Source organism: Rhodanobacter fulvus Jip2 (assembly GCF_000264315.1).
Classification (GTDB): domain Bacteria; phylum Pseudomonadota; class Gammaproteobacteria; order Xanthomonadales; family Rhodanobacteraceae; genus Rhodanobacter; species Rhodanobacter fulvus.
In genome coordinates this window covers 1-13359 of sequence record NZ_AJXU01000021.1, presented here as the reverse complement: position 1 = coordinate 13359, position 13359 = coordinate 1, and the positions used below count along the sequence as shown (strand labels likewise).

Genomic DNA, 13359 nt, shown 5'->3' with positions numbered 1-13359 from the left:
AAGTGAATTGCGTCACACTTTGAACGATCTATACCTTCTGTTTGGGGAAGGTTTACCTCGGGCTCCGGCCGCATTGCGTCGAACCACCATACGCGGTTCGGCCGCACGGTTGCTGCTCTGGCGCGGGCGCCACGATGTGGCGACAGCGGCGCCATTTTCGGCGAACATGTAGGGATGTCTGCCGTTTCCCTGCCCCAACCGTCGCCTCTCCACGCTGCCGACTGGCGCGTCTGCATCGCCCCGATGATGGACTGGACCGATCGCCACTGCCGCTATTTCCATCGCCTGCTGTCGCCGCGAGCGCGCTTGTATACCGAGATGGTGACCAGCGCGGCGCTGGTGCGTGGCGGGCAGTTGCGGTTGCTGGAACACAGTCAGCAGGAACATCCGCTAGCGTTGCAGCTGGGTGGTAGCGATCCGCGCGAGCTGGCGTTGGCGGCGAGGTTGGGGGCCGATGCGGGTTATGACGAGATCAACCTCAATGTCGGCTGTCCGTCTGACCGGGTGCAATCCGGGCGTTTCGGCGCCTGCCTGATGCGCGAGCCTGCGCTGGTGGGCGATTGCGTGCGGGCGATGCAGCAGGAGGTGGGCATTCCGGTCACTGTGAAATGCCGCATCGGCGTGGACGACCAGGACGATTACGCCGACCTGCAGCATTTCACCGAAACCATGCTGGAGGCGGGTGTGGGCGTGCTGGCGGTGCATGCACGCAAGGCCTGGCTGCAGGGGTTGTCGCCGAAGGAGAACCGCGACATCCCGCCGCTGGACTACGAGCGGGTGTACCGGCTGAAGCGCGAGTTTCCACAGCTGATCGTCGTCATCAACGGCGGCATCGTCACGGTGGAGCAGGTGCAGGCGCATCTGCGCCAGGTGGATGGCGTGATGCTGGGCCGGGCGGCGTACCACGACCCCTACCTGCTGGCACAGATCGAGGCGGCGCTCTACGGTCGGCCGCTTCCTTCGCGTGACGACATCCTCGGGCACATGCGGCCTTACATCGAGGCGGAGCTGGCGCGCGGGACCGCGCTGAAACACGTCAGCCGGCATGTGCTCGGGCTGTATCAGGGCGAGCCGGGTGCGCGTGGGTTTCGTCGCGTCATCAGCGAGAACGCGCACCTGCCGGGAGCGGGCTGGAACGTGCTGGAGCAGGCGGCGTTGCAGGTCAACTGATGGGTGGCGTGCGCGCGCCCGGCCGGGCGCTATTCAGGCCTTGTTACCTAGGCTGCACAATTGGGCAGGTAACGTGCGGACGGTTGAGGATGAACATGGGCAGGAGTGTGGCGCTGACGGCGCTGCTGATGTGGGCCTTCGCGGCCATGGCCGAGCCACAGGCGGCGCCGGCGGTGACGCTGGACCAGGCGGTGAGGCAGGTGCAGAGCGATACCGGCGGCAAGGTATTGTCGGCCGAGCCGCATCGACTCGGCCGTCGCCTGGAGTACCGCATCAAGGTGCTCACGCCGGAAGGACATGTGCGGGTGGTCGCGGTATCGTCGGAAACGGGAAAGACACCGGGCTCGACCCGGTCAACCAGAAGTTCCTCCGGCAGGGCCGGAGGCAGCAAGGAGAAACACTGATGCGCATCCTGTTGGTGGAGGACGAGGCGCCATTGCGCGAGACGCTGGCGGCCCGCCTGAAGCGGGACGGTTTTGCGGTTGACGCGGCGCAGGACGGCGAGGAGGGCATCTACCTGGGGCGGGAGGTGCCATTCGACCTGGCGATCATCGACCTGGGCCTGCCCAAGATGTCGGGTATGGAGCTGGTCAAGGCACTGCGCGAGCACGGCCAGCGTTATCCCATCTTGATTCTCACCGCGCGCGGCAGCTGGCAGGACAAGGTCGAGGGGCTGAAGCACGGCGCCGACGATTACCTGGTGAAGCCTTTCCACGTCGAGGAGTTGCTGGCGCGCATCAATGCACTGGTGCGTCGCGCCAGCGGCTGGTCCAAGCCGGTGCTGGCGTGCGGCGTGATCAAGCTCGACACGACTGCGCAGACGGTGTCGGTCGAGGGCAAGCTGGTCGACCTGACCAGCTACGAATACAAGGTGCTTGAATACCTGATGCTGCACGCGGGCGAGCTGGTGTCCAAGGCCGACCTCACCGAGCACATCTACCAGCAGGATTTCGACCGCGACTCGAATGTGCTGGAAGTGTTCATTGGCCGCCTGCGCCGCAAGCTGGACCCGGAAGGCACCCTCAAACCCATCGAGACGGTACGTGGACGCGGATATCGCTTTGCCATCCCGCGCACCGACGGCGACGACGAATAACCCGGTGCCGCCGCGCCGCCCGCTGTCGCTGGCGGCGCGCGCGGCGATCGCCACCGGCTTCGCGCTGGCGGCGTTCCTGGGCATCGTCGGGTTGACCTTGTCGCAGGCCCAGTACCGGGCCGCGCGCAGCAGCCTGCAGGATCGGCTGCAGAATTTCGTGATCGCCTACCTGGCCGGCACCGAGGTGACCCGGTACGGCAAGGTGTTGCTGCCCGATTCCCCGCCCGACCCCAACTTCATGCGGCCCGGTTCCGGCCTGTACGCGATGGCGCTGGGTGAGCGTGGCTACCACTGGGAGTCCTCGTCGGCGATCGGCCGTGATTTCCATTTCCTGAAGCCGCTGCAGCCGGGCGAAAGCCAGTTCGTGGGCCCCGTCGATACCCGCATGGGTCGGCTTTACTACTACGCCTACGGCGTGGCCTTCGACAGCTCGGACAACCGCTCGGTCAAGCTCACCTTCATGGTGGCGCAGACGGAGGATCAGTTCGAAGGCGAGAACGCGGTGTACCGGCGCACCCTGGTGATGTGGCTGGCGATCCTGGGCGTGATGCTGATCGTGCTGCAGATGCTGTTGCTGCGCTGGAGCCTGACGCCGTTGCGCAAGGTGGCCAACGACATGAGCCGCGTCGAGCGCGGTGACAGCGAACATCTGGACAGCCAGTATCCGCTGGAGTTGACCGGCCTCACGCACCGCATCAATGCCTTCATCGACAACGAGCGCGAGCAGCGCACGCGCTATCGGCACACGTTGGCCGACCTGGCGCACAGCCTGAAGACGCCGCTGGCGGTCATCCGTTCGCAACTGGAAACCACCGGCGAAGAGGCGGAGCGTCGCAGCGCCGTGCTCGACCAGGTGCGCCGGATGGACGAACTGGTGGCCTACCAGTTGTCCCGCGCAGCCACCTCCGGACGGCAAACATTCGCCAGCGCGGTGCCGATCGCCGGACACGCCGAGGATCTGGTGCAAAGTCTGGAAAAGGTCTACGCCGCCAAGAACGTCTTGTGCGAATTCGATATCGACGAAGGCGCCGTGTTCTACGGCGAGCAGGGCGACTTGCTGGAATTGCTCGGCAACCTGCTGGAGAACGCCTTCAAATGGGCCAACCACCATGTGTTGCTGGTGGTGAAATCAGAGCCGCAGCCCGGCCGCCTGCGGCCGAACCTGGTGCTGAGCGTGGAAGACGACGGCCCCGGCATCGAGGAGGACAAGATCGACAAGGTCTTGCAGCGCGGCGTGCGTGGCGACGAGAGAGTGCAGGGCCACGGCATCGGGCTGTCCATCGTGCAGGACATCGTGCGGGCTTATCGCGGCGAGCTGGGCGTGGACCGTTCGCCGGAATTCGGCGGCGCCCGCTTCTGCGTGAAATTGACCCACGCCTGAGCGCGGCGGCTTTCGCCTACTGGATCGAGCCCGGCAGCAGCGACTGCCAACCCAGGTGTGAACGACGGCCGGAGCTGGATGGCGTCGCCGATCCGCCGCCGGAACGGTTGCTGTGCGTATCCGGCCGCTGGGTGTCGTTTCCGGCCGCTTCGTCCGTCGTCGGGCATTCGCGTGCAGGGCAGGCGCCATCCGGGTCCGCCACGATGCGCGCACCACGGTCAGGCGACATGCGCGCGCTGGTGGTGGGGTCGGCCTGATTGGCGTGCACGGTCAGCGTGGCGCCGACGCCCGCCAACCCGACCACACAGCCAATGAACCAATGTTTTACATTCATGGCGACTCAAATCCTTGATCCGCATGCGAAGGTCCGGGATCGTGTCAGAAATGTTCGGACAGTGCCAGTGCCTTGAATAACTTGGTTTTAACAATTGGGTCTGCCGCTCCCTGAACTGTCCCGTTACTATCTGCCCCATGCGTATTCCTCTCTCCGTTTCTCCCCGATCCCACCCTCCCCGCGCCGCCATGAGCGGCGGTTTCTGATGGCGGTCGAGGCGTTGCTGCCGCTGCTGGCCAGTGGCGAGACGGTGTCTGGTGTGGAACTGGCGGCGCGGGCCGGGTTGACCCGTGCGGCGATCTGGAAACAGATCGAAACGCTGCGCGCGCTCGGCTTGCCTGTGGCATCGGGCAGCGCCGGCTACAAGGTGCCGTGGCCGCTGCAGTTGCTGGAGGCGGGGCGGATTCGTGCCGCCCTGAGCGCCGATCATGTCGCCGCCCTGGGTGGGCTCGAGGTGCACTGGCAGCTCGATTCCACCTCCAGCGAATTGCAGCGGCGCATCGCCGCCGCCGCGGATCTCGGCATGGTGTTTGCGGAAACCCAGAGCGCAGGGCGCGGGCGCCGCGGGCGTACCTGGCTGTCGCCGCCCGGGCTCAACATCTACCTGTCCTGCCTGAAGCGTTTCGATGCCGGTTTCGCCGCCTTGTCCGGTCTTTCCCTCGCCATCGGCGTGATGGTGCTGCGCGCGCTGGAGCAGCTCGGCATCGCCGGGGCCGGCCTGAAATGGCCCAACGATGTGCTCGCCACCGAAGGCAAGCTTGCCGGCGTGCTGGTGGAACTCAGCGGCGAATACCAGGGGCCGTGCGCGGCGGTGATCGGTGTAGGCCTCAACGTGCGTTTGACCCCGCAATTGCGCGAGCAGGCGGGACAGCCGGTATGCGACCTGGCCACCCTGGCTGGCGGCACACCGCCGGATCGCAACCGCGTGGCCGCCGCGCTGGTCGGGGCGTTGATCGACGGTCTCCGAGCATTCGAGCGCGATGGCTTCGAGGCCTTCGCCGCCGATTACGCGCGTTACGACCTGCTGCGCGGACAACCGCTCACCGTCAGCGGCGGCCAGGGGGAATTCGAAGGCATCGGTGACGGCGTGGACAGCCGCGGCGCCTTGCTGGTGCGCCTGCCGGACGGCGAAAGGCGCAAGGTCGACAGCGCCGACGTCTCGGTGCGTCGCGCATGAAACTGCTGCTGGATCTGGGCAACACCCGCCTGAAATGGGCGCTGACGTCGGACCGCTGGCTGGCGCAGGGCGCCGTGGGCTGGAACGAGGACCTCGACGCGGCGCTGGCCGAAGCACTGGCGCCCTGGCCGCGCACTGACCTCGTGCTGGCCGCCTCCGTCGCGGATGCCAGTCGTGAAGCCCTGGTCGCCGCCATCGTCATGCGGCTGTGTGCTCAGCCGATCGACTGGCGCCGTTCGCCCGCGGCCGCTTGCGGCGTGCGCAACGCGTATGCCGAACCGCAGCGGCTCGGCGTGGACCGCTTCCTGGCGATGGTCGCGGCGCATGCGCATGGTGGCGGGCCGCACGTGCTGGTTGGCGTGGGCACGGCGTTGACGCTGGATGCGCTGGCGACCGACGGTCGCCATCTGGGCGGCTTGATCGCACCCGGGCCGATGCTGATGCAGCAGACCCTGCTCAGCGCCACCGCGCAGGTGCGGATGGACGCGGCGGGCCGGGTTCAGGAGCGGGCGGACAACACCACCGACGCAGTGGTCTCCGGTTGCTGGCTGGCGGCGGTGGCGCTGATCGAACGCTTTGTCGGGCAGTCGACCCATGAGCTGGGTGCGCCGCCCACGCTGTGCCTCAGCGGCGGCGACGCCGAGCAACTGGTGCCGCTGCTGTCGCTGCCGGCGCAGGTCACCCACAATGCGGTGTTGCGCGGCCTGGCGTTGTGGGCCGATGCAGACGAGTAGCATCCGGTGAAGGCGTTCGGCACGGGTACGGGGGTTCGATGTTTCTGCGTTTGATGTTCGTCTTGCTGATCGCCCTCAACATTGCCGTGGGCGCGTGGCTGCTGCTGGGGCAGCCGTATTCGCGCACCGGCATGGCCACCGACCCGGGCGTGACCGAGCTGCGCCTGCTGTCCGAATTGCCCGAACCGGTCGCGTCCGCGACCGTGTCCGGTCCGGTTCCCACCACGCCCCCCGCTTCCGTGCCCCAACCGGTGGTCGCGGCGAAGATCGAGGGCCCGGCGCCCGCGCCATCGTGTGTGGCGCTGGGCCCGTTCACCACGCCGGAGGATGTGCGGCGCGCGCGGGAGGCGCTCTCGGGCCAGGCCCGGCGCATGCGCTCGCGCCAGGAGCAGGTCAATCAATCGCATGGCTGGTGGGTCTATCTGCCTGCCATGGCCACCCGCGCCCAGGCGCTGGCACGGGCGCGCGAGTTGGCCGATCACCACATCGACGACTATTTCGTGGTCAGTTCCGGCGAACAGCCCAACACCATCTCGCTGGGCCTGTTCAAGGATCAGGGGAATGCGCGCAAGCGCCGCGCCGAGGTGATCGCCGCTGGCTTCCCGGCCCAGGTGACCGAGCGCAGCGAGACCGTGGCCGAGTACTGGCTCGACCTGGTCCTGCCCGGTGATGCGGGCACACGCTGGCACAACCATGTGCCGCGCGGCATCGATTCCCGCCGCATCCCCTGCTTCTGAAGCACGCCGCCCGCACATGGCCGGGAATGGCCCCGCCTGCTAGAATCCGCCGCCAGTGCGCCGGCATAGCTCAGTTGGTAGAGCAACTGATTTGTAATCAGTAGGTCCCGGGTTCGACTCCTGGTGCCGGCACCACACATCTCGTATCGCTCACGTGTTGTCAGCCACGGCAACGGGTCTGTCACCAAATCGTGCAGGTCGAGCCGCTAGACTGGTTCTTGATTCCGTTATCAAGAGACCGCTGGCATGAGCAGCAAAAACCTCTCCCTGATTGGTGTGCCGACCGACATCGGCGCCGGGCATCGCGGTGCGTCGATGGGGCCGGAGGCGTTGCGGGTGGCGCAGATCGCGGAGAAGTTGACGAAGCTGGGGTTGCAGGTGGTCGATCGCGGCAATCTGCAGGGGCCGTTCAATCCGTGGCTGCCGCCGGTGGATGGGTATCGTCACCTGGCCGAAGTGGTGGCGTGGAATACGGCCGTCCATACGGCCATTTATGGAGAGCTGGCGAACGGCCGGCTGCCTATCATGCTGGGCGGCGATCATTGCCTGGGCATCGGATCGATCAGTGCCGTGGCGCGCCATTGCCGCGAGCAGGGCAAGGCGTTGCGGGTGCTGTGGCTGGATGCGCACACCGATTTCAATACCGCGCAGGCGACGCCGTCGGGCAATATCCACGGCATGCCGGTGGCCTGCCTGTGCGGCTACGGGCCGGATGTGCTCACCGGCATCGGCGGCACCACTCCCGCGGTGACGCCGGACGTGTTTCGCCAGGTCGGCATCCGCTCGGTGGACGAGGGCGAGAAAAAGCTGGTGCGCGAGGCGAGCGTGGCGATCCATGACATGCGCCAGATCGACGAGATCGGCATGCGCCGGGTGATGGAGCGGGCGCTCGAGGGCATGGATGAAAACACCCACCTGCACGTGAGCTTTGATGTCGATTTTCTCGACCCCAGCATCGCGCCCGGCGTGGGCACCACCGTACGCGGCGGCCCCAACTACCGCGAGGCGCAGTTGTGCATGGAGATGATCGCCGACACCGGCGCGCTGGCGTCGCTGGATATCGTCGAGTTGAATCCCGCCTACGACAAGCGCAACCAGACGGCGAAAGTCGCGGTGGATCTGGTGGAATCGATGTTCGGCAAATCCACCTTGCTGCGCGGTTGAGGCGATAAACGTAAACTGGCGTTTTCCTCGCGCGGCACGGCATGAACACACGAGTCCTCACCGGCATCACCACCACCGGCACCCCGCACCTGGGCAACTACGTGGGCGCGATCCGCCCGGCCATCGTGGCCAGCCGCGAGCCGGGCGTGGATGCGTTTTTCTTCATGGCCGACTACCACGCGCTGATCAAGAGTGGTGATGCGGCGCGGATCGAGCGCTCGCGGCTGGAGATCGCCGCCACCTGGCTGGCGGCGGGGCTGGACCCGGAAAAGGCCACGTTCTACCGGCAGTCGGACATCCCCGAGATCCCCGAGCTGACCTGGTTTCTCACCTGCATCACCAGCAAGGGCATGCTCAACCGCGCGCATGCGTACAAGGCGGCGGTGGATCGCAATGCGGAAACGGGTGAGGACGCCGATGCGGGCATCACCGCCGGGCTGTACATGTACCCGGTGCTGATGGCGGCCGACATCCTGGCGTTCGACGCCAACCAGGTGCCGGTGGGGCGCGACCAGATCCAGCACATCGAGATGGCGCGCGACATCGCGCAGCGTTTCAACCATCTGCATGGCGGCGAGTTCTTCGTGCTGCCGCAGGTGCAGATCGATGAACAGGTGGCCACCTTGCCGGGGCTCGACGGCCGCAAGATGTCCAAGAGCTACGACAACACCATCCCGTTGTTCGCCGGCGGCAAGAAGGCGCTGCGCGACACCATCATGCGCATCGTCACCGACTCGCGCGCACCGGGCGAGCCGAAGGATGCGGACGGCAGCGCGTTGTTCACCCTGTTTCGCGCCTTTGCCACCGAGCCCGAAACGGCCGCTTATCGCCAGGCGCTGGAAGAAGGCATGGGCTGGGGTGAGGCCAAGCAGGTGCTGTACGAGCGCATCGAAACCGATGTGGCGCCCATGCGCGAACGCTACGAGGCGCTGATGGCCGACCCGGCCGGCATCGAGGCGATCCTGCTGCGTGGTGCCGCCAAGGCGCGCGCCATCGCCACGCCCAAGCTGGCGGCGCTGCGCGAAGCGTTGGGCTTGCGTTCCAGCGCCGCGCCCGGCGCGTCGAGCGCGACGAAGAAAGTGGCCGGGGTGGGCAAGATGCCGCGCTTCGCCAGCTTCCGCGATGCCGAGGGCAAGTTCCGCTTTCGCCTGTTGTCGGCCGAAGGCGAGCAGTTGCTGCTGTCGATGGCGTTTGCCGATCCGAAGGCGGCCGGTGCCTTGCAGAAGCGCATCGGTAGCCTGGGCGCCACCGATGCCTTGCTGCAGATGAATGAGCTCGGCATGACGCTGGACGTGGATGGCGAGACGGTGGCGGAAAGCCCCGACTACGCCGATGCATCCGCCCGCGATGAAGCGCTGCGGCGCTTGCGCGAGGCGCTCGGCCAACTGGCCGCCAAGGCATGACGTACCGCATGGCGCGGTGGAGTATCTGATCGATGCGTTATCTGGCCCTGATGCTGCTTGCGCCCCCCTTGCTGATCCTGTGCTGGGGTTACTGGGCGTACCCCAAAAGTCTGCCGCGGTCGGCCGGCCGTCGCGTGTTCGACGTGGCGGCATTGCTGCTGGCACTGGTCACCGCGGTGCAGTGCGCCCTGCTCGGTTTCGATCGCGCCGCGTTGCCGGCGGTGGACGGGTTCGGCCGCGCCAGCGGCGCCATCTGGCAACAGGTGCTGCCCGCGCTGTATGGCTATGGCGCGTTCGCGGGCGTGTTGGCGTTGGCGATGGTGTGGCGCCACGTGTGCTGGGGCCGTCGCCGCTGATTCTGCCGTGGCAGTCATCGTGCATCGCGCATGACTTGTGGCCGTCGAGACGGCCGAACGCTTTGGGCATGCTGTGCATCTGCCGGTGAGCACATCCCCGGTGCGCCATCCTCCTCGCGTAGCCCGCGCCGCTTCCGGAACCCTCGACATGCGTCTTGCATGCCTGTTCACCCTCGTCCTTTCCGCGGTGTCCGCGCCTGCCTTGGCCGTGGATATCGATGGCCGCATCGACGCGGCCGAGTGGGAGGGCGCGCGGCACGTCACCGATTTCCGCAAGGTGCAGCCGCTGACCGGTGAACCGGCCTCGTTGCGCACCGAAGCGTGGCTGCTGGCCACGCCCGAAGGGCTGGCGGTGGCGTTCCGCTGCGACCAGCCGCCGGGCGTGCCGCGCACACCGCAGCGCGTGCAGCGCGACTTCGAGGACCAGGTCGACCGGGTCAACCTGATGGTGGATTTCGACGGCACCGGTCGCACCGGCTACAACTTCGTGGTCAGCTCCACCGGCGGCATCAACGACGCCGTGATCACCAACGAGAGCAATTTCAGCAAGGACTGGGACAGCACCTGGCAACACGCCGTCAGCGAGGATGCCGCCGGTTGGACGGTGGAGATGCTGATTCCGTGGTACATCGCGCCGATGCATGCCAGCCGCGACGGCAAACGCACGCTGGGCATCTATCTCGATCGCGTCACCGGCTCCAGCGGCGAGCGCGACGCGTGGCCGGCGGCCAGCTTCAAGCGGCCGCGCTTCCTGTCGGAATTCCAGCGTGTGGACGTGCCGGCGTACAGCCAGTCGCTGCTGGCGGTGACGCCGTACGTCTCCGGCCTGTACGACAACGTGCGCGGGCGCAGCCACTTCCAGGAGGGCGCCGACATCCTGTGGAAGCCCAGCGGCCAGTTCCAGCTCACCGCCGCGCTGAACCCGGATTTCGGCCAGGTGGAAAGCGACGACCTGGTGGTGAATTTCGGCGCCACCGAAACCTATGTCAGCGACAAGCGGCCGTTTTTCACCGAGAACCAGGGCATCTTCGATTTCAGCCTGCTGGATGACAACAGCCAGCTGATCTACACGCGTCGGGTGGGCGCATCGGCCGACGATGGCCACGGTGCGGCCGACATCGACGCGGCGGTCAAGCTCAACGGCAGCGTGGGCGGCACCAGCTACGGCGTGCTGGCGGCGGACGAGCGGGGTGAGGCCGGCCGCTTCTTCGGCGCGGCGCGCGTCACCCATGATTTCGGCGTGCAGAGCCTGGGCGCGATGCTGACCCGGGTCGACCGTCCCTGGCTCGATCGCGAGGCGACCGTACTGGGCGTCGATCACCACTGGCAGCCCACGGCGCGGCTCACCGTGGCCACCAATGCGGTGATGAGCGACATCCTTCAGCGCGGTTCGCACACGCGCGGCAGCGGCGGCACGCTGCTGGCCGACCTCGAAATGGGCAACGGCTGGCGCCAGCAATGGCTGGGCATGCACTTCGGCGATCAATTGCAGATCAACGACTTCGGCTACCTGGAGCGCAACAATTTCAACTACGGCCATTGGGAAGTGCGCAAGCGCATCACCGGCCTGGCGCCCGATTCGGCGTACAGCTCGCACGACTGGCATTTCCGCATCGACGCGCTGGACAACGACCATGGCCTGCGCCTGCGCCGCCAGCTGCGCATCAGCCGCTCCAGCACCCTGCGCAACGGCGCCAACGAGGATGTGCAGCTCAACCTCAACACGGCCGCCTGGGATGATTTGCTGACGCGCGGGCACGGCGCGATCTTCCTGCCGCCGTCGCTGGCGCTGGCGTTCGAGCGCACAAGCCCGCGCCACGGCGATTGGGCCTACGAGCTGGAGGGAGAGTTCGTCAGCGGCGGGCTCAGCGGCAACCGCCGGATGGGCTACGACATCGAGTTCACGCCCACCTACTTCGTCAGCGACGCGTTCAGCGTCTTTGCCGGCCCGTACTACGAGCACACGCCCGACTGGCTGGTGTGGCAGCACGACAACCTGATCGGCAGTTTCGACCAGCACACGCTGCAGCTCAACGCGGGTTTCGACTGGAGCATCGACGACCGCCAGGAGCTGCGCCTGAAGCTGCAGGCGATCGGGCTGGACGCGCGCCTGCGTGACGCCTATCGCGTGGACGGCAACGGCCGCGCGGTGGCCACCGACGAGCCGGTGGAGGATTTCAGCGTGCGCAACCTGGGCTTGCAGCTTCGCTACCGCTACGAGCTGGCCCCGCTGTCGTACCTGTACGTGGTCTACGGCCGCGGCGGCTACGCGCTGGACCAGGGCGACCTGCACAGCACCGGCGGCGTGTTCCGCAACACGTTCTCGCTGCGCGACGACGAGCAACTGCTGGTGAAGCTGAGCTACCGCTTCGACATCTAGCGCCGCGGCGAATGCGAGAATGCCCGCATGACCGTGCTGAAATATCTCCAGGGCTACCCCGCCGCGACGCAGGACAAGGTGCGCGAACTGATCGCGCAGGAACGCCTGGGCGAGCACCTGGCCAGGCGTTATCCGGCCCGCCACGATGTGCAGAGCGACAAGGCGCTGTACGCGTACACCACCGCGCTGAAGCAGCAGCACCTGCGCAACGCACCGGCGATCGACAAGGTGTTGTACGACAGCAAGCTGGACGTGGTGCAGCGCGCGCTGGGGTTGCACACGGCGATCTCGCGGGTGCAGGGCGGCAAGCTGAAGGCGAAAAAGGAAATCCGCGTGGCTGCGTTGTTCAAGGCCGCGGCGCCGGAATTCCTGCAGATGATTGTGGTGCACGAACTGGCGCACCTGAAGGAGCACGACCACAACAAGGCGTTCTACCAGTTGTGCCAGTACATGCTGCCGGAATACCACCAGCGCGAGTTCGACCTGCGCATGTATCTGACATGGCGGGATTTGGCGAATCAGCGCGCAAGCTGAAGAGCCGGAAAGAAGCCGTTCTCCCTGAGCGCGGGTCGCAGCCGAAGGCCAGCATTCGCGCCGACCGGCCCTTCGACTGCGCTGCGCTACGCTCAGGGAGAACGGCCGGGGGAATCCGGGCCAACCGAACAGGAATGACGATGGATAGTGCGGCGCTACAAAAATATTTGCGGCAGTTGTTCGAGCGGCATGGGGTGGAACTGGACGCCGACGAGGACGGCTGGCTGGTGACCGATGACGATTTCCCCGCCGTCCGCGCCGAATGGCACGACGGCGCCGGCGGCGAGCCCGGCCGCCTGGACGTGGACGTGGTGCTGGGCGAGGACCGCCGCATCGAGGAAAGCTTTGCCGGCGTGGGCACGGGCGACGAAGCCTGCCGGGATGCGTTGCGCACGTTCGAGCACGACGCTTTCCATCCGCTGCTGGCCGCCTGCTGGTACGTCACCGACGACCGCCGCATGCGCATCGCCGCGTGGGACATCGGTGTGCGCAGCTGGGATGTCTTCATGGGCCCGTTCTCGCTGCGCGGCGTCGATATCACCGACATCGAGATGCTGGACGAGGTGACCGCCGCGATCGAAACGGCGGTGAAGCGCGAATCGCTGACGCCCGAATTGCACTGGCTGCGGCTGGCGCACCGGCATGCGCCCGATGGCGCAGGGCAGAGCGAAGCGCTGCTCGACAACGAGCCATGGGCTGCCGGCACGCAGGCGCTGGATGCACTGGCGTGGCCGGACGGCGAACGCGCCTACACCGCCCGCTGCTTTATCGTGCTGGATGTGCGCGATTATTGAGGCAAGCGCCTGGCCGCTTTAGGAGCGACTTCAGTCGCGATGCCTTTGCTCTGGAGTTCCACAGCAAGAGCATCGCGGCTGAAGCCGCTCCCACAACAG

Annotated in this window: 14 protein-coding genes and 1 tRNA gene; 14 read left to right on the top strand and 1 reads right to left on the bottom strand. The window is 66.7% G+C overall.

Features of this window, described 5'->3' with window-relative positions; translation table 11 throughout:
- Positions 1 to 243: 243 nt before the first annotated feature.
- From dusA to UU9_RS04115, 4 genes are all read left to right on the top strand, one after another.
- A complete protein-coding gene (gene dusA / locus UU9_RS04130; RefSeq protein WP_007080461.1) occupies positions 244 to 1170 on the top strand; it encodes a tRNA dihydrouridine(20/20a) synthase DusA in 927 nt (308 codons plus the stop codon).
- A gap of 89 nt (positions 1171 to 1259) precedes the next feature.
- Positions 1260 to 1574 (top strand): PepSY domain-containing protein, encoded by a 315-nt coding sequence (locus UU9_RS04125; RefSeq protein ID WP_007080460.1) that lies wholly within the window; start codon positions 1260 to 1262, stop codon positions 1572 to 1574.
- Positions 1574 to 2266, top strand: coding sequence for a response regulator transcription factor (locus UU9_RS04120; RefSeq protein ID WP_007080459.1), 693 nt, complete (start codon positions 1574 to 1576; stop codon positions 2264 to 2266). The genes UU9_RS04125 and UU9_RS04120 overlap by 1 nt, the downstream gene beginning before the upstream one ends.
- Before the next feature lie 4 nt (positions 2267 to 2270).
- A complete protein-coding gene (locus tag UU9_RS04115; protein ID WP_007080458.1) occupies positions 2271 to 3647 on the top strand; it encodes an ATP-binding protein in 1377 nt (458 codons plus the stop codon).
- A 16-nt stretch (positions 3648 to 3663) separates the two neighbouring features.
- Here UU9_RS04115 and UU9_RS04110 read toward each other — a convergent pair whose 3' ends face one another.
- Positions 3664 to 3981 (bottom strand): hypothetical protein, encoded by a 318-nt coding sequence (locus UU9_RS04110; RefSeq protein WP_007080457.1) that lies wholly within the window; start codon positions 3979 to 3981, stop codon positions 3664 to 3666.
- 205 nt (positions 3982 to 4186) lie between these two features.
- Between UU9_RS04110 and UU9_RS04105 the strand changes: the two genes are divergently transcribed.
- The 10 genes from UU9_RS04105 to UU9_RS04060 all read left to right on the top strand — a co-directional run bounded on the left by UU9_RS04105 (position 4187) and on the right by UU9_RS04060 (position 13260).
- A complete protein-coding gene (locus UU9_RS04105) occupies positions 4187 to 5158 on the top strand; it encodes a biotin--[acetyl-CoA-carboxylase] ligase (protein ID WP_007080456.1) in 972 nt (323 codons plus the stop codon).
- On the top strand, positions 5155 to 5892 hold the full coding sequence (locus UU9_RS04100) for a type III pantothenate kinase (RefSeq protein WP_007080455.1): 738 nt from the start codon (positions 5155 to 5157) through the stop codon (positions 5890 to 5892). Before UU9_RS04105 ends, UU9_RS04100 begins: the two co-directional genes overlap by 4 nt.
- Positions 5893 to 5930: 38 nt before the next feature.
- A complete protein-coding gene (locus tag UU9_RS04095; protein ID WP_007080454.1) occupies positions 5931 to 6629 on the top strand; it encodes an SPOR domain-containing protein in 699 nt (232 codons plus the stop codon).
- A gap of 59 nt (positions 6630 to 6688) precedes the next feature.
- A tRNA-Thr gene (locus tag UU9_RS04090) sits at positions 6689 to 6764 on the top strand.
- A 111-nt stretch (positions 6765 to 6875) separates the two neighbouring features.
- Positions 6876 to 7793: an arginase gene (gene rocF, locus UU9_RS04085; protein ID WP_007080453.1), complete on the top strand. Its 918-nt coding sequence runs from the start codon at positions 6876 to 6878 to the stop codon at positions 7791 to 7793.
- Positions 7794 to 7834: 41 nt separating this feature from the next.
- Positions 7835 to 9196 (top strand): tryptophan--tRNA ligase, encoded by a 1362-nt coding sequence (locus UU9_RS04080; RefSeq protein WP_007080452.1) that lies wholly within the window; start codon positions 7835 to 7837, stop codon positions 9194 to 9196.
- Between the two features lie 32 nt (positions 9197 to 9228).
- Positions 9229 to 9552, top strand: coding sequence for a hypothetical protein (locus UU9_RS04075; protein WP_007080451.1), 324 nt, complete (start codon positions 9229 to 9231; stop codon positions 9550 to 9552).
- Between the two features lie 148 nt (positions 9553 to 9700).
- Positions 9701 to 11932, top strand: coding sequence for a DUF5916 domain-containing protein (locus tag UU9_RS04070; RefSeq protein ID WP_007080450.1), 2232 nt, complete (start codon positions 9701 to 9703; stop codon positions 11930 to 11932).
- A 27-nt stretch (positions 11933 to 11959) separates the two neighbouring features.
- Positions 11960 to 12466, top strand: coding sequence for a M48 metallopeptidase family protein (locus UU9_RS04065; protein ID WP_007080449.1), 507 nt, complete (start codon positions 11960 to 11962; stop codon positions 12464 to 12466).
- A 140-nt stretch (positions 12467 to 12606) separates the two neighbouring features.
- Complete coding sequence (locus UU9_RS04060) at positions 12607 to 13260, top strand: DUF6348 family protein (RefSeq protein ID WP_007080448.1); 654 nt, start codon at positions 12607 to 12609, stop codon at positions 13258 to 13260.
- Positions 13261 to 13359 lie beyond the last annotated feature (99 nt).